The organism is Qipengyuania xiapuensis, assembly GCF_019711395.1.
GTDB classification, from domain to species: Bacteria; Pseudomonadota; Alphaproteobacteria; order Sphingomonadales; family Sphingomonadaceae; genus Qipengyuania; species Qipengyuania xiapuensis.
Genome location: NZ_JAIGNL010000002.1, coordinates 23,258 through 46,350 on the forward strand (window position 1 = coordinate 23,258; position 23,093 = coordinate 46,350).

The 23,093-nt window shown below is 63.6% G+C and carries 23 protein-coding genes and 1 tRNA gene; 6 read left to right on the forward strand and 18 right to left on the reverse strand.

Annotated features, from left to right (window positions below; translation table 11 throughout):
* Positions 1-22: 22 nt before the first annotated feature.
* Entirely contained in the window at positions 23-1,483 is a 1,461-nt protein-coding gene (locus K3163_RS09380; RefSeq protein WP_345719723.1) for a sodium-dependent transporter, read from the reverse strand.
* Between the two features lie 102 nt (positions 1,484-1,585).
* Between K3163_RS09380 and panB the strand changes: the two genes are divergently transcribed.
* The gene (gene panB, locus K3163_RS09385; protein ID WP_221428156.1) at positions 1,586-2,458 is read left to right on the forward strand and encodes a 3-methyl-2-oxobutanoate hydroxymethyltransferase; all 873 of its coding nucleotides are present in this window, start codon (positions 1,586-1,588) and stop codon (positions 2,456-2,458) included.
* Between the two features lie 20 nt (positions 2,459-2,478).
* Positions 2,479-3,546 carry a DUF475 domain-containing protein gene (locus tag K3163_RS09390; RefSeq protein ID WP_221428155.1) on the forward strand — a complete coding sequence of 356 codons (1,068 nt, stop codon included), beginning with the start codon at positions 2,479-2,481 and terminating at the stop codon, positions 3,544-3,546.
* Here K3163_RS09390 and K3163_RS09395 read toward each other — a convergent pair.
* From K3163_RS09395 to K3163_RS09415, 5 genes are all read right to left on the reverse strand, one after another.
* Positions 3,479-4,480: a bile acid:sodium symporter family protein gene (locus K3163_RS09395; protein WP_221554036.1), complete on the reverse strand. Its 1,002-nt coding sequence runs from the start codon at positions 4,478-4,480 to the stop codon at positions 3,479-3,481. The genes K3163_RS09390 and K3163_RS09395 overlap by 68 nt on opposite strands.
* Before the next feature lie 38 nt (positions 4,481-4,518).
* Positions 4,519-5,886, reverse strand: coding sequence for a PEP-CTERM-box response regulator transcription factor (prsR, locus tag K3163_RS09400; RefSeq protein ID WP_221554037.1), 1,368 nt, complete (start codon positions 5,884-5,886; stop codon positions 4,519-4,521).
* Positions 5,886-7,997 carry an XrtA/PEP-CTERM system histidine kinase PrsK gene (gene prsK, locus K3163_RS09405; RefSeq protein WP_221554038.1) on the reverse strand — a complete coding sequence of 704 codons (2,112 nt, stop codon included), beginning with the start codon at positions 7,995-7,997 and terminating at the stop codon, positions 5,886-5,888. The genes prsR and prsK overlap by 1 nt, the downstream gene beginning before the upstream one ends.
* A 148-nt stretch (positions 7,998-8,145) precedes the next feature.
* On the reverse strand, positions 8,146-8,442 hold the full coding sequence (locus K3163_RS09410; protein ID WP_221554039.1) for a hypothetical protein: 297 nt from the start codon (positions 8,440-8,442) through the stop codon (positions 8,146-8,148).
* An 82-nt stretch (positions 8,443-8,524) separates the two neighbouring features.
* On the reverse strand, positions 8,525-9,913 hold the full coding sequence (locus K3163_RS09415) for a helix-turn-helix domain-containing protein (RefSeq protein WP_221554040.1): 1,389 nt from the start codon (positions 9,911-9,913) through the stop codon (positions 8,525-8,527).
* Positions 9,914-10,060: 147 nt separating this feature from the next.
* Here K3163_RS09415 and K3163_RS09420 point away from each other — a divergent pair, with 147 nt between their 5' ends.
* Both K3163_RS09420 and K3163_RS09425 read left to right on the forward strand, forming a co-directional pair.
* Entirely contained in the window at positions 10,061-11,659 is a 1,599-nt protein-coding gene (locus K3163_RS09420; protein ID WP_221428149.1) for an isocitrate lyase, read from the forward strand.
* Between the two features lie 20 nt (positions 11,660-11,679).
* Positions 11,680-11,862, forward strand: a complete 183-nt coding sequence (locus K3163_RS09425; protein ID WP_221429562.1) for a hypothetical protein — start codon at positions 11,680-11,682, stop codon at positions 11,860-11,862.
* A gap of 80 nt (positions 11,863-11,942) precedes the next feature.
* On the opposite strand, the gene K3163_RS09430 is transcribed toward K3163_RS09425, so the two are convergent.
* From K3163_RS09430 to efp, 7 genes are all read right to left on the reverse strand, one after another.
* Entirely contained in the window at positions 11,943-13,280 is a 1,338-nt protein-coding gene (locus K3163_RS09430) for an amidohydrolase (RefSeq protein WP_221554041.1), read from the reverse strand.
* A gap of 121 nt (positions 13,281-13,401) precedes the next feature.
* Complete coding sequence (locus K3163_RS09435) at positions 13,402-15,201, reverse strand: SLC13 family permease (RefSeq protein WP_221554042.1); 1,800 nt, start codon at positions 15,199-15,201, stop codon at positions 13,402-13,404.
* A 45-nt stretch (positions 15,202-15,246) separates the two neighbouring features.
* The gene (locus K3163_RS09440) at positions 15,247-15,882 is read right to left on the reverse strand and encodes a thiamine biosynthesis protein ThiC (protein ID WP_221554043.1); all 636 of its coding nucleotides are present in this window, start codon (positions 15,880-15,882) and stop codon (positions 15,247-15,249) included.
* A 61-nt stretch (positions 15,883-15,943) separates the two neighbouring features.
* Positions 15,944-16,028: transfer RNA gene (locus K3163_RS09445), tRNA-Leu, on the reverse strand.
* A 41-nt stretch (positions 16,029-16,069) separates the two neighbouring features.
* A complete protein-coding gene (locus tag K3163_RS09450) occupies positions 16,070-16,891 on the reverse strand; it encodes an inositol monophosphatase family protein (protein WP_221428145.1) in 822 nt (273 codons plus the stop codon).
* Between the two features lie 9 nt (positions 16,892-16,900).
* Complete coding sequence (locus tag K3163_RS09455; RefSeq protein WP_221554044.1) at positions 16,901-17,257, reverse strand: hypothetical protein; 357 nt, start codon at positions 17,255-17,257, stop codon at positions 16,901-16,903.
* A 24-nt stretch (positions 17,258-17,281) separates the two neighbouring features.
* Positions 17,282-17,845, reverse strand: coding sequence for an elongation factor P (gene efp, locus K3163_RS09460; protein ID WP_221428143.1), 564 nt, complete (start codon positions 17,843-17,845; stop codon positions 17,282-17,284).
* 140 nt (positions 17,846-17,985) lie between these two features.
* Between efp and K3163_RS09465 the strand changes: the two genes are divergently transcribed.
* Positions 17,986-18,348 (forward strand): elongation factor P, encoded by a 363-nt coding sequence (locus K3163_RS09465; RefSeq protein ID WP_221428142.1) that lies wholly within the window; start codon positions 17,986-17,988, stop codon positions 18,346-18,348.
* Here K3163_RS09465 and K3163_RS09470 read toward each other — a convergent pair.
* The 3 genes from K3163_RS09470 to thiE are packed head-to-tail and all read right to left on the reverse strand — an operon-like array spanning position 18,345 to position 20,965.
* Positions 18,345-19,034 (reverse strand): M23 family metallopeptidase, encoded by a 690-nt coding sequence (locus K3163_RS09470; RefSeq protein WP_221554045.1) that lies wholly within the window; start codon positions 19,032-19,034, stop codon positions 18,345-18,347. The two genes, K3163_RS09465 and K3163_RS09470, sit on opposite strands and share 4 nt — an antisense overlap.
* A gap of 17 nt (positions 19,035-19,051) precedes the next feature.
* A complete protein-coding gene (locus K3163_RS09475; RefSeq protein WP_221554046.1) occupies positions 19,052-20,275 on the reverse strand; it encodes a L,D-transpeptidase family protein in 1,224 nt (407 codons plus the stop codon).
* Positions 20,276-20,332: 57 nt separating this feature from the next.
* Positions 20,333-20,965, reverse strand: coding sequence for a thiamine phosphate synthase (gene thiE, locus K3163_RS09480; protein ID WP_221554047.1), 633 nt, complete (start codon positions 20,963-20,965; stop codon positions 20,333-20,335).
* A 77-nt stretch (positions 20,966-21,042) separates the two neighbouring features.
* Between thiE and K3163_RS09485 the strand changes: the two genes are divergently transcribed.
* Positions 21,043-21,432, forward strand: a complete 390-nt coding sequence (locus tag K3163_RS09485) for a hypothetical protein (protein WP_221554048.1) — start codon at positions 21,043-21,045, stop codon at positions 21,430-21,432.
* Between the two features lie 18 nt (positions 21,433-21,450).
* Here K3163_RS09485 and K3163_RS09490 read toward each other — a convergent pair whose 3' ends face one another.
* Together K3163_RS09490 and K3163_RS09495 are read right to left on the reverse strand one after the other, a co-directional pair.
* Positions 21,451-22,338, reverse strand: coding sequence for a fructose bisphosphate aldolase (locus tag K3163_RS09490; protein ID WP_221554049.1), 888 nt, complete (start codon positions 22,336-22,338; stop codon positions 21,451-21,453).
* A 113-nt stretch (positions 22,339-22,451) separates the two neighbouring features.
* Positions 22,452-23,093, reverse strand: coding sequence for a 2OG-Fe(II) oxygenase family protein (locus K3163_RS09495; protein WP_221554050.1), 642 nt, complete (start codon positions 23,091-23,093; stop codon positions 22,452-22,454).

Genomic DNA, 23,093 nt, shown 5'->3' on the forward strand with positions numbered 1-23,093 from the left:
GGCCGACAAAGCGGAATTGGCATCAGGCAGGCAAGATGCTCGGGAATAGTCCGGTCACGAGTATAATCGCCACAGCGATCGGGCACAGCCACGCGATCAGGAAACGCCAGAGGCTGAACGCCCAAGGCGAAAGACCGGTAGTCGTGCGCAGCAGGTTGGCGTCGGCCTTCCACCCGACGAAGATCGAGGTCAGCAGCGCACCGACCGGCAGCATCACCTTGCCGGTGAAGCCGTCGATCGTGTCGAGAATATCCGTATTCTCGAAGAGCGACCAGAAGCCGAGCGGGCGGACATCCGCAAGGACGTTGTAGCCGAGCAGGCACAGGATGCCGATCGCGAAGGCTCCGACACCGAAGATCAGCGCCGACTTGTGACGGCTCCAGCCGCGCTCGCCGATGCCCCATGCGGTCGGCACCTCGAGCAGCGAGATCGAACTGGTAATCGCCGCGACAAGGATCAGTACGAAGAACAGGAAGCCGAACAGCGCGCCAGCCGGCATCGTCTGGAATGCGAACGGCAGCGTCTGGAAGACCAGTGTCGGGCCAGCAGCCGGATCGAGGCCGACGGCCAGCACGATCGGGAAGATCATCAGGCCGGCAAGCAGCGCAACGCTGGTGTCGGCCACGGCGATCATCGCCGCGGTGCCGCCGAGGTTGCTCTTTTCCTTGATGTAGGAACCGTAGGTGATGAGGCCAGCCACACCGAGCGAAAGCGAGAACAGCGCCTGTCCGAGCGCCGAGTTCATTACCTGAGGGGTCAGCTTCGACCAGTCGGGCGTGAAGAGGAATGCGACGGCATCGCCGATATCGCCCTCAATCGCGCCATAGACGACGAGGCCCACAAGCAGCACGAAGAAGGCAGGCATGAGATAGGTTGCCGCCTTCTCGATGCCCGAGCTCACGCCGCGTGCGACGATGTAGAGCGTCAGGCCCATGAAGGCGAAGTGCATGGCGAGCAGCAGGCGCGGATTGGCGAACATGTCGCCAAGGCGCTGCTGGATCTGCGCCTGGTCCTCACCGACAAGCGCGCCGCGGAACGGGTCGCCAGCCATGATGGCCTGCAACAGGTCCCAGCCCATGACGCCCGCATAGTAGAGCACCCAGCCGGCAACGACCGAGTAGAATGAGACAATGAGGAATGCGGCAATCGCGCCGATTCCGCCGAAGATCGACCAGCTGGGCGACGCATTGGAATCCTGCGCAACCTTGCGGATCGAACCGACCGCGTCGGTCTGACCGACCCGGCCGATGAAGATTTCGGAAAGGACCAGCGGGAGGCCGAGAAGGAACACGCAACCGATGTAGAAAATGACGAAGGCACCACCCCCGCTTTCACCCGCAAGCGTCGGAAAACGCCAGATATTTCCGAGGCCCACAGCAGCGCCGACCGCCGCGAGAATGAATGCAGTGCGCGAGGACCAGCCCTCGCCCGTGGTTTGTCCGGCAGCGACCATTGTCGTGTATTTCCTCTCCGTCCGCGACACGCCCTCTCGCATCGCACCTGTGGGCGGGGCTTAAAGCACGGAATTCCGCGACTGTCCAAGCCTTGCTTCCAACTGTCGACAGCACTTGCTAGGGCGCTGCGCATGTCGACTACATTCAAGCTCGATACGAGCACCAGCCGGGCAAACCCAACACCCCAGCCGATGAAACGGCTCACGGTGCCCAAAATCCGCGCACACAAGGCGGATGGCGAGACGAAAGACCCGTTGGTGATGCTCACGGCATACACGGCGCGACAGGCGCAGTTGCTCGACGCGCATTGCGACATGCTGCTGGTCGGGGATTCGCTGGGGCAGGTGATCTACGGCCTGCCCTCCACCATTCCCGTCACGCTCGACATGATGGCCAACCACGCCGCCGCGGTCGTGCGCGGCAGCTATCACTCGGTCGTCATCGTCGACATGCCCTTCGGATCGTACGAGGGATCGAAGGAACAGGCCTTCGAAAGCGCCTCGCGCCTGCTCAAGGAGAGCGGCGCGGCCGCAGTGAAGCTCGAGGGCGGCGAACAGATGGCCGAGACCGTCTCCTTCCTCAACCAGCGCGGAATTCCGGTGATGGGCCATGTCGGCCTTACCCCGCAGGCGGTGAACGTCCTTGGCGGCTACATGGCGCGCGGGCGCGATGATGCTGAGGCGGAAAAGATCGTCGGCGATGCGAAGGCACTCGATGAAGCGGGAGCCTTTGCCATCGTGCTCGAAGGCGTGCTCGAACCCATCGCGATCGAGGCGACCAAAGCTGTTTCCTGCCCCACGATCGGTATCGGCGCCTCCGCCCAATGCGACGGGCAGGTGCTCGTTACCGAGGACATGCTCGGCATGTTCGAACGCGTGCCCCGCTTCGTGAAGAAGTACGAGAATATCGCCGAGGTCATCGAAAAGACCGTCGCCCAATATGCAGAGGAAGTGCGCGCGCGCAGCTTCCCGACCGCAGACCAGACATACCAGCCCAAGGGCTGACCACAGGACAATTCGAAACCATGCAAACGCTTTGGCGCTTTTACGGCTTCTCGCTGATTTTCACCCTGTTCTGCCTCGGCCTTGCCTTCTGGTACGGTTGGGAGAGCACCGGCACGGTTACAGGCACGGCTTCCCTGCTGTGGATCGTGGTGGTGCTTTCGGTGCTCGAAATATCGCTTAGCTTCGACAATGCCGTGGTCAATGCCTCGGTGCTGAAAGAAATGGACGAGGTCTGGCAACGCCGCTTCCTCACCTGGGGCATCGCCTTTGCAGTCTTCGGCATGCGCATCGTGTTTCCGCTCGCCATCGTTGCGATTGCAGCGGGGCTGGGACCGGTCGAAACGGTCAACCTCTCGCTCAACGACCCGGCCGAATACGAGCGTATCGTCTCGAGCGCGCATGTCGGCATTGCGGGGTTCGGCGGAGCCTTCCTTGCAATGGTTGGTCTCAAGTTCTTTTTCGACCTCGACAAGGACATTCACTGGATTGACGTTGTCGAGAAGAACCTGACCAAGTTCGCCGCGCTTCCTGCCGCCGAAATCGCGATCCTGCTGCTGGTGCTCTGGGGCATCTCCTCCTTGCTGGAGCCGGCCGAGGCACTCACTTTCATCATCGCAGGTATCCTCGGCCTCGTGACTTTCATCGCGGTGGAGGGCATAAACACCATTCTCGAGATCCACGAGGAGAAGCAGAAGCTGGCCGGCGCAGCAGTGCGCAGCGGCCTTGGCGGGTTCCTCTACCTCAACGTGCTAGACGCCAGCTTCAGCTTCGACGGCGTCATCGGGGCCTTCGCGCTGTCGAACAATATGATCGTCATCGCGCTTGGCCTGTCGATCGGTGCGATGTTCGTGCGTTCGATGACCATCCACCTCGTGCGCAAGGGCACGCTGGCTGCTTACCGTTTCCTCGAACACGGCGCGTTCTGGGCGATTATCGTGCTGGGCGCGATCATGCTGATGTCGGCCAAATTCCACATCCCCGAGACCATAACCGGCCTCATCGGGGCCATTCTCATCGGTCTCAGCTTCTGGTGGTCGGTCCGGTATAACAAGCGTCATCCCGAAGATGCGGAGACGCCAGCCGACTAGCCAGCGGTGCCGCAAGCACGAGCTGGAAGAAATGGTAGAGCAGCAGCGGCAGGACGATGAATCCTGCCGCCTCGCGCGCGAACAGGATCGTGGCGAGCGGCACGCCAACGGCGGCACTCTTCTGCGCACCGGCGAAGAGGAACGCGATCCGGTCACGCCTCGGCAAGCGTAGCGCTCCCGAGACCAGCCATGCACCGGCGTTGCCGACTGCAAGGAATAGCGCGATGCCGACAGCGATCAGCCCCCATGCTGCGGGATCGAGCTTGCCCCAAATCCCCTGCTCGACCGCGCCCGAGAATGCGACGTAGACTGCCAGGGCAATGACCAGCCGGTCGAGCCAGACCACCCGCGACTTGTGCCGGGCCACCCAGCCGCCGGTCCATTCCTGCACCAATTGCCCAGTCACGAATGGCAGGAGCAGGATCAGGGCGATCCGCTCGATCGTTTCCATTCCCACTGCACCCTCGCCCGTACCGCCGAGCAGGAGGAAGATCGGCACCGACACGAAGACCCCGAGGATGTTGAGCAGCGCTGCCGAGATGACCGACAGGCCGACATTGCCGTCCGCCAGCGTCGTGTATGATGTCGCCGACTGGACCGTGGACGGCAGCACTCCGAGATAGAGGAAGCCGACCGCGACCAAGGGTGGCAGGCCGATCGCCAGCAGCTTGCTCAGGCCAAGCCCTGCAAGTGCCATGGCGCCGAAGACCCACAGCACCATCGGCAGGATGAAGCGCCAGTTAAGCAGGCCGCGCCCGATCTCCGAGCGCGAAACCCTCATGCCGTTGAGAAGGAAGAGCACGAAGATGCCGACATTGGCGATCGTCTGCGCGCTGGCCGATTGCGCGGATGGAATAGGCAGGACAGCGGCAAGCACGACCGCCGCCGCAAGCAGGCGCAGCATCGGGTCGGCGAGGATCGTGCGAAACGCCATGGCCTAGCCCTAACGGGCAGAACTGCGCTTGTCGCGCCCTAGGTGGCCTGCAGGTCGTACTGCTTGAGCAGGTCGTAAAGCGTCGGACGGCTGATCCCGAGCAGCTTTGCAGTCATCGAGATGTTGCCCTGGCTGCGCGCCATTGCCTGGCGGATCATCCGGCGATCGGCCGCCTCGCGCGCCTGCTTGAGGTTGAGCGCCTTCGCATCCTCCTCTTCGCCATCGCCAAGGTCGAGATCCTCCGCACCGACGAGTTTGCCGTCGGCCATGATGACGGCCCGCTTCACCCGGTTTTCGAGCTCGCGCACGTTGCCCGGCCAGTTCCAACTGTCGATTGCTGCCAGCGCATCGGGCGCAAACCCCTTCACCTGCGGGTTCATTTCCTTCGCGAAACGGGCGAGGAAATGCTTTGCCAGGAGCACGCTGTCTCCCGGCCGTTCGGACAGGCTGGGTATCTTCACGACCACTTCGGCGAGGCGGTAGAAGAGGTCCTCGCGGAATGTGCCCTCGCCAATCATGCCTTCGAGGTCCTGGTGCGTCGCGCAAACGATACGCGTATCGACCGGGATCGCTTTGCGTCCGCCGATCCGCTCGATCACGCGCTCTTGCAGGAAGCGCAGCAGCTTCACTTGAAGCGGCAGCGGGATATCACCCACCTCGTCGAGGAAGAGCGTGCCGCCTTTGGCCATCTCGATCTTGCCCTCGGTGGTCTTCACAGCGCCCGTGAAGGCGCCCTTCTCGTGACCGAAGAGCTCGCTTTCGAGCAGGTTCTCGGGGATCGCCGCACAGTTGATGGCAACGAACGCCCCGTGCCGGCGATCGCTGGAATCGTGGAGGCCCTTGGCGAGCAGTTCCTTGCCGGTTCCGCTCGCGCCGAGAAGCATGACCGAGACATTGGTCGGCGCCACGCGCTCGATCGTGCGGGCGACCTTCGCCATTTCGGGCGCTGCCGTGATCATCGTGCCGAGCACGGTCTGGTCTTCGCCGACCTTCTCCGAGAGCGACCGGTTCTCGCTCTCGATCTTGCTCAGCTTGAATGCGCGTTCGACGATCAGGCCGAGTTGCTCGATATCGACCGGCTTCTGGTAGAAATCATAGGCGCCGCGTTCGATCGCCTTGAGCGCGCTCTCGCGGGCTCCATGGCCCGAAGCCACGACGACCTTGGTGTCGGGCTTCATCTCCATGATCGCATCGAGCACGGCGAAACCTTCGCTCGTCCCGTCGGGATCGGGCGGGAGGCCGAGGTCGAGCGTCACCACAGCGGGCTCGTCGGCCCGCAGCGCGGCAAGCGCCTGGTCGCGGTTGCCCGCGATCACGACCTCGTAATCGTCATAGGCCCATTTGAGCTGGGCCTGCAGGCCTTCGTCGTCCTCGACGATCAGCAGCTTGGGTTTTGCATCTGCCATCAGGCGCCCTTCCTTATCTTGTCGGTTTGCTGCGCTCCGGAGAGGAACTGCTGCGCGGATTTGAGCGGCAGCTTGATCAGGAATCGCGTTCCAAGGCCTTCACGCGACTCCACGTCGAGCCTGCCGCCCATAGCGCGGATCATTTCGCGCGCTTCGAAGGCACCGATGCCGAATCCGCCCTCCTTCGAGGAGACGAATGGCTTGAACAGGCTGTTGCGCACGAAACTGGGGCTCATGCCCCTGCCGCTGTCGACGACCTGGATCGTGCCCGAAAGTCCGTCCGAGGAAATCTCGACCATGATCGGCGAGTCCTTCTCGCTCGCCTCGATGGCATTCTGCACGAGATGCGTGAGCGCCTGCTCAAGAGCCTCCGACTGGCCCGAGACCATCACCGGTTCGTGCCGCAGCAGATCGACACGGTGATTGCGCGAGGTCCGCTCGACGACCGTGCGCGCGACCACGCCGAGGTCGAAATCCTGCGCCTTTTCGCTCGAATTCGATCCGTAGCGACCGAGCCTTGCGAGCATCATGTTGAGCTTGTCCGCGCTGTTCCTCAGCGTGACCAGCATGTCCTTGCGGAAATCTGGCTTGTCGGCGTGCTTCTCTGCATTGCGCAACAGCAGCGACATCTGGCTCGACAGATTCTTGATGTCGTGCATGACGAAGGCCATCCGCCGGTTGAATTCGTCGAAGCGGGACGCTTCCGAAAGCGCTTCCTGCCCGGCCTGCTCGGCAAGGTAGCTGGCGAGCTGCTGGCCGACGATACCGAGGAGGTCGAAATCCTCCCAGTCGAGCTTGCGCGGGTGCAGCGGGCGGGCGAGCACGATGATACCGACAAGCCGCTCGAAATGGAGCAGCGGCACGGCAGCCCAGGCCCGCGGTTCCTCGCGCAACCATTCGGGCACGAGTGCGATCTCGCCATGATATTCGGTGCCCTCTCGCACCTCGTCGAAATCGAGGATGAGATGCTCGCGCTCCATGATGGCGCTGAGTTCCGCCGGGATCGCATCGTTCGGCACGGGCAGCTGCGGCCAGCGCCAGTGCGCGGCGAGTTGCAGGACACCGTCCTCGTCACCGGTCAGCAGCAGGCCGGAGGGACTATCGGTGATATCGGCCATCGCCTTGATGGCGCGCTGCTGCAGGCTTGAATCCTCCATGCCGCCCCGGCCGATCGTGTGAGTGAAGCGGATCCACTCGTTGCGGTAGTCATAGCGGTGCTTGAAGAGGTGCTTGATCGCAGTCACCCGGAGCCAGCCGCGAAGCTTCTCCGAAGGCAGCCAGATCAGCGCGAGCGCGCCGGCCGCGATCACCAGCCCGACCTGCGTCAGGCGGGCGGCATTGCCGGCAAGGACATCGAGCCAGCTGGCGATGGCCAGCATGAGCAGCATGTATGCGCCGATCACCAGCAGCGACAGGAAGCGGAAAGTGACGGCGCGCGAGGGGCTGAAGCTGAGGCCCGCAGCCTTGGTCGCAAAGCCGGTGGCGAAGGGCACGGCAATCACTGCAGCAGCCAGGCCGCGCAGGGCGAAGATCTCGAGCGGATAGGACTCGGCGAGGAACGCGATGAAGTGGTAGTTGAGGCTGAATGCCCAGAGGCCGGCAAGCGCAGCGCAGTTCCAGCGCAGCATGCGGCGCGAGGAAGGCGATGCGCCGACGTAGAGGTTGTGCAGCAGCACCAGCGCGCCGATCGCAACGAGTACCCGGAAAATGGCGGAAGTGCTGATGACCAGCTGGGCCAGCTCGGGCGTCAGCGAGAAGCGCAGCTGGATGACGATCAGCGCGACTTGCAGGCACTCGACGAAGCCCAGCGAGAATACCGCCGGACGGATGATTTTCAGATCCTCATCCCGTCCGTCGTTCGCGAAGAGACGGAATAGGACGAATATCCAGCCGAGATTTGCAGCGATCTCGGTGAACTGGACGATGATGTGCTGCGGCGGGAAGCTTGCTGCTGCGAAGCACCAGTTGGCGGTCAATGCGAGGGCAGCAGCCCCTGCCCAGCGATCGGTCCGGTCCTCCGCACCCGCGCGTGCAATCCACGCAGCGGCAAGCACGCAGACAATCGCGCCGAGCGAGTAAAATACGTAGGCGAGCGTGCCTGCCCAGTCCATTTACGACAATCCTTCCTGATCGCAGTGAACATGACCTACGCAGAAAGGGTGAACTGTCGGTAAATTTTACAGCATTCCGGCATAGAAAAGGCGACGCGTTCCTAGGGAAGCGTCGCCTTTCCTGACACTCTGCTCTTTTTGGATTGGATCAGTTCTCGACCGCGTCCTGCACCGCTTCGCCGGCACTTTCGGCAGCGTCACCCACCTGGCCGGCCGCTTCGCCGACTTCATTGGCGGCGTCGGCGACGGCATTGTCCTTGGCAACTTCCGCATCGCTCATCTGCGAAAAGATAACGAAAGCACCGATTGCGAGGACGATCAGGATGATGATCAGGCCCCAAGGGGTGCTGTTGCTCTTCGTGCCACCGCCGTCGGTCACGACGGTGTGGGTCGTGTGGGTGTTACCCGCACTGTCGGTCGTTTCGGTAATGCGTTCTTCGGTCATCGCTAATTCCTTTGCTGGACCCTGGAATGTGGCGAAAACGCGGCGATAGCGATGCGGGTTCCCCGGAAAGAGGGTTAACGGGCTAGCCCTGGCGTTCGCCGAACTCGAACGGCGACGTGCCCCTGCGCATGCGGTCGAAGTGCAGCTTGCGCCCCCTTGGCGGTAGCGAGCGCTGCGGACAGCCCTCCCGATAGCAGCGCATACAGCCCGGTCCGATGCGCTGCGCATCTGCCGGCCTCAGCGAAAGGCCTCGTGCCTGTGCAAGCTCGGTCGCGAGAACGGCTTCCACGCCTACGGCCACGACGAAACGGGCATCACCCGGCGCACCGCTGCCCTCGACGCTTCGCATCATCGTAAGCCAGCCGCCCTGCCCCTCCCCGGCATCGTCGAGGCTGACATACTGGACAACCAGTTCGCCGGCACGCTCGAATGCGCGGTGCGCGTCCCAGAGCGGGCACGAAACCTCTTCCCCGGCAAAGCGCGCGGTGCTTGCGCCCATGAAGCTCTTGGAAAATTGCCCTGCGCGGTCGAGCCGCACCATGAAGAACGGCAGTCCGCGCTGTCCGACCCGCTGGAGAGTGGTGAGGCGATGGGCCAGCTGTTCGAAACTGACGGAAAAGCGGCGTTCGAGTACCGGCAGGTCGTAGCCGGTGGCATCGCAGGCGCGCAGAAACCTGCTGTAGGGCATCAAGAGAGCCGCAGCGAAATAGCCGTCGAGATGGCGCTTGAAGAGCGCACGCGCCGCCTCGTCATCGAACTTGGCGCCCTGGGCGATCGACATGATCTCGTCCACCTTTTCGAGCTGCGCGATCTTGAGAGCGAGCTGGAAATTGCGCGACGCCGGTCCGAGCATTTCGGACAGCTGCACCTGGCGCGCATGCAGGTCGAGACGGCTGAGGCTATCGGGCAGAACCTCGCGAGGGAGGATGCGGACGGAGAGCTGGTGGCGTTCGCGTAGCCGCTCAGTCAGGGCCAGCCCGATGTCCCCGCGCGAGAGGCGCATTTCGTCGGCAAGTTCCTCGGCCTCCCGGTCGAGATCCGCGAAATGGTTGCGCCAGCGCTCGATCTCGCGGCGCGAGGCATCGAGCGGATCCTGATAGGTCTCCCCCGCAGGACCGGCATTGTCGTAGAGACGCGCAAAGGCGGCAGCGGCCTGGGGCGAGGTCGAAAGGAATTCGTCCAGTTCCTCGCGGTCGATGGCGAGATCGGCAAAACGTTCGTCGGCAAAGCGGCGTGCGAGCCCGTCCAGCCCGCCAATCGCCTCGTCCTCCCGCATGCTGCGCGGATCGAAATCGAACTGCTCGACCAGCGCCATCACGACGCGCGCGCTCACCGGGCGCTGGTTCCGCTCGATCAGGTTGAGGTAGCTCGGCGAAATCGAAAGGCGCGATGCCATGGCCGCCTGGGTCAGGTTTTCGCGTTTGCGCAGCCTTCTGATGGCTGGTCCGGCGCGCAATGCATCGTCGGCCATTTGTAAATTCCTTTACATGTTTACAAGCCAACTATGCCGATAACGCGTGTTTAGACAAGATATTTTGTCAAATTTCATACCCGAATCGCCGCTTCATGCGCATTACTCTTCGTGAGGCACACGCCAATCACGGACAGGAGAATACCCATGACCTACCAGAGCCACATCGCGAAGATGGGCGAAACCATCGCCGAGAACGGTGCACCCTGGGGCGCGATCGACGCTGCCAGCGCCGCTCGCATGGCTGTCCAGAACCGCTTCCCCACCGGGCTCGACATCGCGCGCTACACTGCGAAGATCATGCGCGAGGACATGGAAGCCTACGACAAGGACCCTGCGAACTACACGCAGTCGCTCGGTTGCTGGCACGGGTTCATCGCTCAGCAGAAGATGATCTCGATCAAGAAGCATTTCGGCAGCACCAAGCGCCGTTACCTCTACCTCTCGGGCTGGATGGTTGCCGCGCTGCGCAGCGAATTCGGCCCCCTGCCCGACCAGTCGATGCACGAGAAGACGAGCGTCCCGGCACTGATCGAGGAGCTCTACACCTTCCTCAAGCAGGCCGACGCACGTGAACTGGGCGGACTGTTCCGCGAGCTCGACGAAGCCAAGGCCAATGGCGACGCGGTCAACACGCACCGCCTGCTGAAGGAAATCGACGAGCATCAGACGCATGTCGTGCCGATCATCGCCGATATCGATGCAGGCTTCGGCAATGCCGAGGCGACCTACCTGCTCGCCAAGAAGATGATCGAGGCCGGCGCATGCGCGCTGCAGATCGAGAACCAGGTGTCGGACGAAAAGCAGTGCGGTCACCAGGACGGCAAGGTTACCGTTCCGCACGAGGACTTCCTCCAGAAGATCCGCGCGATCCGCTATGCTTTCCTCGAACTGGGCGTTCCCGACGGCATCATCGTCGCCCGCACCGACAGCCTCGGCGCAGGCCTGACCAAGCAGATCGCCTTTTCGAAGGAGCCGGGTGACCTCGGCGACCAGTACAACAGCTTCCTCGATTGCGACGAAGTCGATCCGGCCGACATCACCAATGGCCAGGTCTTCATCAGCCGCGACGGCAAGCTGATGGCGCCCAAGCGCCTGCCCAGCAATCTCTACCAGTTCCGCGCCGGAACGGGTGAAGACCGCTGCGTGCTGGACTGCATCACCGCGCTCCAGAACGGCGCCGACCTGCTGTGGATCGAGACCGAGAAGCCGCATGTCGAACAGATCGCCGGCATGGTCGACCGTGTCCGCGAGGTGATCCCGAACGCGAAGCTGGTCTACAACAACTCGCCCAGCTTCAACTGGACGCTCAACTTCCGCCAGCAGATTTTCGATGCGTGGGAGAAGGAAGGCAAGGACCTGTCGGGTTACGACCGCGCCAAGCTGATGAGCATCGACTACGACGGCACCGAACTCGCCGCCGAAGCCGACGAGAAGATCCGCACCTTCCAGGCCGATGCCGCGAAGCGTGCCGGTATCTTCCACCACCTCATCACGCTGCCGACCTATCACACGGCTGCGCTGAGCACCGACAACCTCGCCAAGGAATACTTCGGCGACCAGGCGATGCTCGGTTACGTCAAGAACGTGCAGCGCGAGGAAATCCGCCAGGGTATCGCCTGCGTGAAGCACCAGAACATGGCCGGTTCGGACATCGGTGACGATCACAAGGAATACTTTGCCGGTGAAGCGGCCCTCAAGGCCGGCGGCAAGGACAACACCATGAACCAGTTCGCAGCGGCGTAAGGAGAGGAAGGATGACTACGATGACCGAAGACAATCCGAAGACCGAGCCGGGACGCGCCCGTGCGCTGTTCTCGACTGCAGATTTCCGCCTCTTGCGCACGGCCCTGACGAGCTACGCGCGCCAGACGGAAGACCGTGAGGAGCTGGCGAAGATCAACGCCCTTCACCACCGCCTTGGCACCTATGTGCCCTCGGACGGCTAAACGATACCACCCGATCAACAGTTCTCCTGGGGAGGAGAAACGGCCGTCGCAGCACCCCCAATGCTGCGGCGGCCGTCAATTTATCCGCCCTTGGCAGGCATCAGGTCGAGCGCTGAGCTCGCAAGCGCCTCGGCGCCGGTCCTGACCACCGCCTCGGCATCGGGCGCCCAGAATGGCGAGTGGAGCGAGGGTAGCGGTTTGCCCTCTTCCTGAAGCGCGGTGAGCATTTCGGCGGGCGTGCCGCTGATCCAGAAGATCATGCTCTTCACGCCTTCAGGGTCTGCACGGCGGAACTGGCTGAAGTCTTCGCCCCCCATCACGGCAGGCCATTGCATCACACGGCCATCGCCGAAGCGGCTGCGGAAGGCGGCGGCGCGTTCCTCGCTGAAATCGGGATCATTGTAGGTCGAGGGCGTATAGGGATCCTCGACCGTCACCACCGGCAGCATGTCCTCTGGCAGACCCGCCGTGATCGCCTCGCCGCGCGCCACGCGGCGAATGCCGTCGAGAAGCTGCTTGCGGCTCTCGTCGGAGTAGCTGCGCACCGTCAGCTGCAGCTTGGCCTCGTCCGAGATGATGTTGTGCTTTGCGCCCGCGTGGAAGCTGCCCACCGTGATCACCGCCGGATCGAGCGGCGAGGAATTACGGCTCACAACCGTCTGAAGCTTCATCACGATACCGCTCGCGAGCACCACCGGATCGATCGTGGTGTGCGGGTAGGCGCCGTGGCCGCCGATGCCCTTCACCGTGATGTCGACGCTGTCGACATTGGCGAGCGCATAGCCCGGCGTATAGCCGATGGTGCCAGCAGGAGCGGGCGCGGCGGCATCATGGAAGGCGAGCACGTATTCGGGCTTCGGGAAGCGCTCGTAGAGACCGTCCTCGATCATGGCGATCGCGCCCAGCCCCAGTTCCTCCGCCGGCTGCAGGATCATCACCAGCGTGCCCGACCACTCGTCCTTGCGCTCGGCAAGGAGCTGCGCGGCACCGATGAAGCCTGCCATGTGCGTATCGTGGCCGCAGGCATGCATCACGCCCGTCGTCACTCCGCTCGCTGGCGTTGCGGTGACCTTGCTCGCATAGGGAAGCCCCGTCTGCTCGATGACGGGAAGCCCGTCCATGTCGGCGCGCAGCATCACCACCGGCCCGTCGCCGTTCTTCATCACCGAGACGACACCGGTCTGGCCGACACCCTCGGTCACCTCGAAGCCGAGGTCGCGCATACGCTTGGCGAGCTTGGCAGCGGTCTGGTGTTCCTCGAAGCTCAGCTCCGGATTTGCGTGGAGATCGCGGTAGAGCTCCATCAGGCCGGGCATGTCCTCTTCGAGGCTCGCGCGCAGGTCGTTTGCCTGTGCGGGCGTGGCGAAAGTCAGCGCGGCCGCGGCGGCTGCGAGCAGTGTTGGACGCAAGTTGGACATTGTCTGGGCTACCCCCTCAGCTTGGAACACATGGAACACGGTCCTGGAGCAAAATTCCCTGGCCGTGCCCGAACATCTCGATCTGGCGCGAAGACTGGCAGAGCCTGCGCGATTAGGAAAGTCAGAGGCCGTAGGTGAGCACGAGGCCCACCGATAGCGCCGTGACCATGATCAGGACCAATGGCACGCCGGTCTTCACATAGTCACCGAACTGGTAGTCGCCCTCGGCCATGATCAGCATATTCGTCTGGTAGGCGATCGGCGTTGCATAGGAGAGGTTGCAGCCGAACAGCACCGCCAGCACCAGCGGCTCGGGCGGGAGGCCGAGCTGCGCTGCAACAGCAAAGGCGATCGGCGTACCGACAGTTGCGGCGGTCGCGTTGGAAGCAAAGTTGGTGAGGATGGTCACGAAGACCATGATCGCCGCGAGCACGAGCGCGGGCGAGAGGAACTGAAGGCCGTAGGATAGCAGCTCGCCGAGCCAGGCCGCTGCACCGCTTTCATCGATGATGCGGCCTATCGCGATACTGGCCGCCACCAGCACGATGACTTGCGCGGACAGGGCCCTTCCCACCCGGTCGAACTTCACGCAGCCGGTGACGAACATCAGGATCGCACCGCCAAGCGCGGCGATGGCGATGGGCAGGACGCCGATCGATGCGAGCAGGACCGAAACGCCCATGATCGCGGCTGCAAGCAGCGCCTTGGAACGACGCGGCAGCTCGCGGCGGCCTTCGAGCTGTAGCAGGCTGTCGGCGGTGGCGAATGCCTCGAGATCCTTCTGGATACCCATGACCAGCAGCACGTCGCCTTCACGCATGCGGATGTCGCCGACGTCGCTGTACTGGTCCTTCTGGCCGATCAGCGTATCGGGGCGATGGATGCCTACCACGGCCACGCCGTAGAGGTCGGCGATGCCCGAAGTCGGCAGCGTCCGGTTGATCAGGCGGCTGTCGGCGGTGACAGTCATTTCGACCACCTCGATGTCATCGCCCGTCTCGTTGTGCGCGCGCTTGATACGCTCGAGCACCCAGCTGGGCGCAGCCTCGCCGCGCATGACCTGGATCGCTTCCTCGATGGCCTCGTGGGTGCCGGAGACCTTGATCCGCTGACCGGGCCGGAACAGCCCGGGCTTCACATCGTGGAACTCGATGCCCGAGGGAAGGCGCGGCGCGATCTGGGACAGCTCGCGGCCGTTCATCAGGCTGTTTTCGGTCACGCGCAGGCGGGTGAAGAAACGGCGCTGGTTGTGCTGCAGCTCGACGCGGTTGTCGGCGAGCATCTTGGGCATCACCAGCCAGATATAGGGCAGCGCGATCAGCGCAGCGCCGAGCACGATGGGCGTGAAGTGGAACACGCTCATCATCGGCATGCCGAGGTCGACCGCGATCGAGACGACGAGGATATTGGTCGAGGTGCCGATAGTGGTCGCCAACCCGCCGATCAGCGAGGCGGCATTGAGCGGCATCAGCGTCTTCGAGGCCGGCAGCGCACCGCGCGCCGCCAGCGTGACGAAGATCGGGATCAGCAGCACCAGCACGGGCGTGTTGTTGACGAACATCGACAGCGCAAAGGCGATGAAGAGCGAGAACAACAGGCCGAGCTGGAGATTGAACTTGAACATCCGCTCGAGGAAGCGGGCCGCCGGATCGAGCGCCCCGGTCACGATCAGGCCGCGACCGAGGATCATCAGCGCGCATATCGTGATGAGCGCGTAGTGGCCGAAACCGCCGAATGCGATTGCGAGACCATCGGTCGGCGACTGGCCTTCGAGCGGGAAAAAGTAGAGCCCCACCGCGATGACCGCGATGGTGAGCAGCGAAATGATTTCGATGGACATTCGCCCGCGCGCGAAGGCGACGAACATTGCGACTGTCACGGCCATGGCCGCCATCGCGTGATAGGACGGGATCCCGATCATCCTGGGGGCTAGATCACACCCCTACCGCGGAATTACAAGCGGTTTTCAGGCCGCCCGCGTCACCTCTGGCTGCGGCCTGACCAGCAGGACCAGCGCCAGGAGAGCCGTCACGGCAGTACCCGCGGCGCCTGCCGGGAAGGTCCAGCTTTCCGAATCCACCATCGCTGCGAGCGACAGGCCGATCGCGGCCAGCCCCGCCAGAGCGGCCAGTCCGCCGGCGCCCTTTGCGAGCGCACCCTCGGCAGAGAGAGCCGAGAATCCGAGCACCAGGGCAGCGCCGCCGAGCAGGAGCTTGGCGAGGAAATAGAAGAAGAACGCACCTGAAAGGATCGCCGCGAACAGCTGCGGCACCGCCTCGCGCGCTTCCATTGCGGGAGCGAACATCGACAGGCCCATGCCGACCTGGATCACGTTCAGCACACCGGCGAGCGCAATCGTGGACCACAGCGCCGCCTCGACAGGGCGGCGCACGGCCAGAGCGTGGGCGAAGATTGCCGAAATCGAGAAGGCGAAGAGCTCGGTGAACCAGGTCAGCGGGCGAAGCATCTCGTTCTCGGAGCCCGAAACGACAGCGATGTAGAATATCTGACTCGCCACCGTCACAAGAAGCACGGCAGCAAGGCCCTTGGTAAGGCCGCGATCGGTCATGGTCAGTCCCCTGTAAATCGTGAAGCGCAGCATGCGCTTTTGCGACCCAATTCGAAAGGGCGCGCGAAAGGTTACACGGGACTGGAAGAAAGAGTGGTACCCCCGGCCGGACTCGAACCGGCACTTCGTAAGAAACTCGATTTTGAGTCGAGCGCGTCTACCAATTCCGCCACGGAGGCACGTGTTGGAGCGCGGGAACTAGCCGCGCTCCTGTTACGCATCAAGCTTTCAGCGCATTCGCGAGCAATTTGTGCAGCTTGGAATGCAGCGCGTCGTTCGCTGCGAGCACCTGCTTGGAGTGGATCGGCTGCGAACGTCCGCGGTAGTCGGAGACGAAACCGCCCGCTTCGCGCACGATCAGGCAGCCGGCAGCCGTGTCCCAGTCGTTGAGGCCGCTTTCCCAGAATCCGTCGAAGCGGCCGGCTGCGAGCCATGCGAGGTCGAGCGAGGCCGCGCCGAAGCGGCGGATGCCTGCGACATTGGGGCCGATGGCGCCGTAGATCTTCGACCATTCGGCGAAGTCGCCATGGCCGGCAAACGGAATGCCCGTTGCGATCAGCGCTTCGGAGGGATTGCGGCGCGAGGAGACGCGCAGGCGGCCGTCATGCAGCCATGCGCCGCGGCTCTTTTCCGCCCAGAAGGTCTCGTCGGTTACGGGATTGTAGACGACGGCAGCGGTCACATCGCCCCAGTCGTCGCTGCCGAGCTTGCGCTCTTGGACCGCGATGCTGATCGCGAAGTGCGGGATGCCGTGGAGGAAGTTGCTGGTGCCGTCGAGCGGGTCGACGATCCAGCGCGGCGCGCCGTCGGCGCCGTCGATCGTGCCGGCTTCTTCCATTTCGAAGCCCCAGTCGGGGCGCGCGGCAAGCAGCTCGTCATAGATCGTGCGCTCGGCGCGCATGTCGGCCTTCGACACGAAGTCGGCAGGGCCCTTGCGGCTCACCTGCAGGTGTTCGATTTCGCCGAAGTCGCGGCGCAGGCGGCCACCCGCCTTGCGCGCGGCTTTCTCCATCACGCGGATCAGTCCGGAAATTGCGGCCATTTCAGTCTCTTACTCGGTGAGGACGCGGATCGAACGGGCTGCAAGGTGGATGTCGCCCCACTCGCATTCCATGTCGAACTTCGTGCCCTCGATGTTGAATTTCTCGATGGCGAAGCGACGTTGCATCGCTTCGCCCTGCTCGACCTCGCGGCGGTCGAGCTGGAGCTTGGTGATCCCGGCGAACTTCAGGAGGCCCGGGTGCCAGCAGCACTCCTCGTCGGCGCCCGGCGCCTCGTAGTCGGAGTGGTCGGGCTCGAGGCAGAAATCCATCTCCAGCGTCAGCTCGTCATCGTTGATGATGACGGCACGCAGGGTGCTCTTCGCGATATCGATATTGTCGAAACGGCTGGCGATGGACTTGCCCATGGATGCGACTCCTAAACGGCCCGGTTAGCTGGCTTTGCCGACGTAGGTCTGCTCGTAGACGTCGACCACGATCCGCGTGCCGCTTTCGATGTGCGGCGGGACCATGATGCGAACGCCGTTGTCGAGCACGGCGGGCTTGTAGCTGGACGAAGCGGTCTGGCCCTTCACCACGGCGTCGGCTTCGACGATCTCGGCTTCGACCTGCTGCGGGAGCTCGACCGAAATCGGCTTTTCTTCCCACAGTTCGAGCTTCACCTGCATGCCGTCCTGCAGGAACGGGCGTGCATCGCCGAGCAGGTCGGCGGGCAGGTTGATCTGCTCGTAGGTGTTCTGGTCCATGAAGACGAGCATGTCGCCGTCTTCGTAAAGGAACTGGTAGTCCTGCGTATCGAGGCGCACCTTTTCGACCGTGTCGGCGCTGCGGAAGCGGACGTTGGTCTTGCGGCCGTCCTGCAGGTTCTTCATCTCGACCTGCATGTAGGCACCGCCCTTGCCGGGCTGCGTATGCTGGATCTTGGCGACCTTCCAGATGCCGCCTTCGTATTCGATGATGTTGCCCGGACGAATGTCCACGCCGCTGATCTTCATGGGAAATGCCTCGATGTGAAAGAGCGCTGGCGCGAGAGTGCCCAGCCGTGTGGGGCGCGCCTTACAGCCATGCGGTGAGAACGGCAAGGTTATGGAAATTTTGCCCTCCCTACCCTATGTCCAAGGCAAGAGGGAAAGACATGAGATACGCAGCTCCCATAGCAATCGCGATCGCCGCACTGGCGGCCAGCCCTGCTTTGTCGCAGGGCAGCCTCGGCGTTTTACCGCAGGGCGAATATGTCTGCGCTCTGCCGGGTGTTGCGACTGGATCGGCATGGAACGAGGTCGAGGGCCACGGCTTCTCGATTACCGGCGCTTCCAGCTACAAGACCGACAAGGGCTCGGGCACCTACCTTCTCGAGGGGCGCCGTGTGACCTTCACCCGCGGACCCCTGAAGGGCCACAAGATGATGCGCGTGTCTTCCGGACTGCTTCAGGAACTCGGCAAGGACGACAAGCTCGGTCGCCTGCGCTGCCATCGCGCAGGCCCCGTCGCCGACTAGCGCTGCGTCAGCAGCGGATAGGGATTGACCGCGTTCGCGGGCTCCCACCACTCCGCATCCTCGGTCGTTTGCAGGATCGCAAAATGCAGGTGCGGCGCCTCGTCTGAGGCATTGCCCGAGGATCCGACCGCGCCCAGCCGCTGGCCGCGGCGCACGCGCTGGCCCTCCTTGAGGCCCTCGGCATATTTATCGAGATGGGCGTAATAGTGGATCGTCTCGCGGTCTTGCGAGCGCACGTAGATCGTCAGCCCGCCCGCATCCGAGCGGAACAGCTTCTCGACCGTGCCAGGCGCAGCCGAGACGACAGCCGTGCCCTTGGGCGCCATGATGTCGATCGCTTCATGCAGGCGCTGGCCGCCGGCACGCGAATCGCTGAATGTGTCGGTGAGGTCGGACGCGCGGATGTTGCGCACGGGGATGAGGAGCTGGCGCGTGTCGCTCTCGCTCGGCGCCGATGCGCTCCGCGTATCGAGCGCACCTGCAACCGGCGCGTCGGTGGCCGCATCGGCAACCCCGCTGGCCGTCTCGCTCGGCAAGGGACTGGGCGCAGCCTCGGCAGGGCGCGTTGCGTCACGCTGGCCCGCGCTGGTGGCATTCTCGATCAGTGAGCCTCCGGCCACGATCCAGATGGCACTGGTGATCGTGGCCGTGATGATGATGGTCAGCAGTCGGTCGATGAACTTCATGATCCCTCCCTGCCCTCTCAGGCCTCGAATATCACGCGCGTCGATTGCGAGACCATACCCGCAAGCCGCGCCGCATCCCAATTGGTCAGGCGCACGCAGCCGCTCGACTGCGCGCGGCCGATCGTTTCGGGATCGGGCGTGCCGTGAATACCGTAATGCTCCTTCGACAGGTCGATCCAGATCACGCCCACCGGCGAGTTCGGTCCCGGCGGCAGCATCTGGACATTGTCCTTGGCATCGTCATTGCCGAGAACCTCGGGATCGTAGCGATAGGGCGGATTGTAGGCTTCGCCCACGATGTCCCATTCGCCCAGCGGCAGCGGGAACTCGCTCGAACCCGAGCTGACCGTGAACAGCGCGACCAGCTTGTCGCCCTGGTAGGCCTTCAGCGTCTTGCCTGCCTTGCTGACGACAATCCGATCGACCTCGGTTTGTTCGCTGCCCACACCGAGGCTCGCAAGTGTACGCTGCCAGTCGCGGTCCTCGATCTTGCCCTTTTCGATGCGGTCACCGCCAATATTGGGCACGCGGATCTGCTGCCCGGCCTGGAAGAAGCCCGGCTTTTCGCCATCGGGCCGCTCGATATCCGGGGTTGGGGTCGGCTGCGGGTTGGGCCCTTCGCCCTCGCCCACACCGGCAGGCTGGCCGCCGGGATTGAGCTGCTTGAGCACCTCGACAGTCGTATGGAAACGCTCCGCCAGTCGCTCGTCGAGCGACTTGTAGCCGAGGCGCTCCAGTGCGGCCTTGCCCTCGGGGTCTTCGGGAATGTCGGTATATTCCGTTTCGCCCCAGCTGGCAGGGATGGTGACGACGCGCGTGGCGGGGATCGAATCCCAATCGGACAGCGCGGTCTTGGTCGCTTCGTCGAGCTTGCCGGTGGTCTCCAGGTCGTTGGCTTCCTGGAAGCCCAGGATCGCATTCTCGGTGCTCATGCCCATCTTGCCGTCGATCACGCCCGGGCCGAAGCCCACGCGGTCGAGCACGACCTGCGCCTGCATGATCGGCCGCTCCTCGCTATCGGGGATGTCCTGGTCCTCGTTGGCGACGCTATCGCCCATGCCGGTAGCATCGTCGTTCGAGGCCATGCTGTCGGCGAGATTGTCCTCGTCGTAGGTCTCGTAGCCGTAGTCTTCGGCGGGTTCGGCCTGGGCGGTCGTGGGTTCGCCCTCCTCTTCCGCACCATTGAGGCCGCAAGCGGCCAGCGCGAGGGAAGAAACGGCGACGATCAGCAGGTTACGCATTGAGGGACCTCTCCTGAATTCGGCGGGACGCGACCCGGCCCGTTCAGGTGAGACAACTCACGCGGCTGCGATTTGCTCCGCGAAAGCTTCGATGGCGGCAACTTCGTCACCGCCCCAAACCGCGCCCGACACCGCAAGGAAGTCGGCGCCAGCCTCGATCAGCGGCCGGCAATTTTCCGGCGTGATCCCGCCGATGGCGACCGAGGGGATCTCGACCATCTCGTGCCACCATTCGAGCAGGTCGGTTTCGGCCTGGTGCTCGGTCTCCTTGGTGCTGCTCGGGAAGAACGCTCCAAAGGCGACATAGTCGGCGCCCGCCTCACCGGCTTCCAAGGCAAGGTGGCGCGAGGCATGGCAGGTGACACCGATCTGCGCTTCGCGGCCAAGTTCCTCGCGTGCTTCGCGTACATCGCCATCGCCCTGCCCGAGGTGCACGCCATCGGCGCCGAGGCGCTTTGCGAGCGCGATGGAATCGTTGACGATGAAAGCCACCTCGTGGCGCGCGCAGATTTCCTGCAGCGGCTCTGCAAGCGCGGCAGCATCGTGCTGGTCGAGGCCCTTCACGCGGAACTGGAAAGCGGTCACCACGCCCTTGCCCGCCTCGAGCGCGCGTTCGAGCCTCTCGGGAAAATCACCCGACACATCGAGCGGTGAAATCAGGTAGAGCTGGGTGGGAATTTCTTCGGCCATATTCGCGCCTTATCGCCTCGTCGCGTCTTCGTCACCCGTTCAGCGATACGAAAGCGCGACAAGCGTTTAGCGGGAACATGAAAACGCTCCTCGCCCCGCTCGCCCTCCTCTCGCTCAGTGCCTGCGCGATTATCCCCGACACGCCGCGAGTCGGGCAGGAAGCAGCCTCGCAGGGGACGGCGATCGGCCTGGGCAAGGCGGTCTGGGCAGGCGATGTCATCCTGACCCCGCAGGCCGTGACGGAAGACAGCCGATGCCCTGTCGACGCGACCTGCGTCTGGGCGGGCGAGCTGACAGTGACGACACGCATAACCGCAACGCACTGGGCGCAGACCGCCCAGCTGACACTGGGCGAACCCTATGAAGTCATGGGGCGCACGTTCGTGCTCGCCTCCGCCACGCCCGATAAGCGCAGCGAAGGGGCGATCGCTTCCGGAGATTATCGCTTCGTCTACGAGCGGCGCTAGACCGCTCGCAGTAAGGGATCAGGTGACGCTGGCGGCGTGGATCTGGTCGATCGCGCCCGAGAGCGTGCCGTCGAATTCGCCATCGTCCTGCTGCTTGCGCAGGTCCTGCAGCAGGCCGCGGCTGAAGCTGGCGATCATGCCCGGGTTCTTGGCGAGCTCGCTGCATGCCTCGTCGGTCGAATAGCCGCCCGACAGCGCAACCACGCGCAGCACCTTGGGGTGCTTGATGAGATCGGAGTAGAGACCCGCTTCCTTGGGGATCGAAAGCTTGAAGATGACCTGCTGGTCGTCGTGCAGAGTGTCGAGGCCCGCGATGAGCTCGTCGAGCAGGATCTTCTCGCCTTCCGCACGGTCGGCGGCGGTGATGTCGTACTCGGGCTCGAGAATCGGGACGAGACCGCTGGTGAGGATACGCACGCCGTCTGCAAACTGCTGGCGGACGTTCTCGCGGATGCCCTTGGGATTGGCCGACTTGATGACGCTGCGCATCTTGGTGCCGAAGACGCCGAGTTCCTTGGCGCGGGCGCACATGGCTTCGAGGCCCGGATTGGGCTTCATCAGCTGGACGCCGTCACGCTCTTCCTCGAGACCCTTGTCGACCTTGAGGAACGGCACGATGCCGCGTTCGGCGAGGCGTGCCGGCACGCTCTTGCCGCCGCTTTCGCCTTCCATGGTCTTCTCGAACAGGATCGCGCCGATGACCTTGCCGTTACCGAAACAGGGTGCTTCGATGATGCGCTGACGCATTTCGTGGATCATGCCGAACATCTCGTCGTCGCCATTCCACTCATTGTCTTCCACGCCGTAACCACGCAGCGCCTTGGGGGTGGAGCCACCCGACTGGTCGAGTGCGGCAATAAAGCCCTGTCCGTTGGCGATGCGATCGCGCATTTCTTCGAAGGTCATCTGAAAATCCTTATGGGGTGCATTCGTATGCGCGGCCCATACAAAAGCCCCTTCGCAGCCGCAACACCGCCAATGTAACTAATCCCGAAGCGATGTCGGCAATACGGGAGCGATCAGGCCGGTGATTTCAGCACGGCGACGAGGTTGATAGCGATCGAGATGCGCGTGCCGCTGCCGTGGAACGGCCGCACCGCGTGCTGCAGCCAGCTCGGGAACATCACGATCATGCCTGTCTTCGGTCGCAGCGAGACCTCGCTGTGCATCGGCTGGCCGTCGGGCAGCTTGAGCCGGAGATCGGGCGCGCCCATGCGGATCATCGGCATGCGCGGGTCCTGCAATTGCAGTTCGCCGCCAAGGTCGGGGTCCGGATCGCCCTCGTAGCCATCGTCGATATAGGCAACCGCCGACCAGAAGCTTCCGGGATGGAAATGGTACTGGTTGGCAGCACCCTTGCCGCTGACATTGGCCCACATCTCGGGGTGCCAGGTGAAGCGGCTGTCCCGCGGGCTCTTGTTGTCGATGGTCTGCTCGTCGGCTAGCGTCATCGCCTTGTGGGCAAGCGCCCGCGCGGGCTCACCGCCCCATTCGAGCATCTGCGTGTTCGAATGCCAGCCGCCGATGTTGGAGATATCGACCCCCGCCGCATCGCGCGCCTTCTCTGCCTCGATCGCCTCGCGCAGGAGGCTCAGCCCCTCTGCGCTCTGCAGCATGTCGGCGACGAAGGGGGTGGAGAAGAGGTGGCGCGTGGTGGCCAT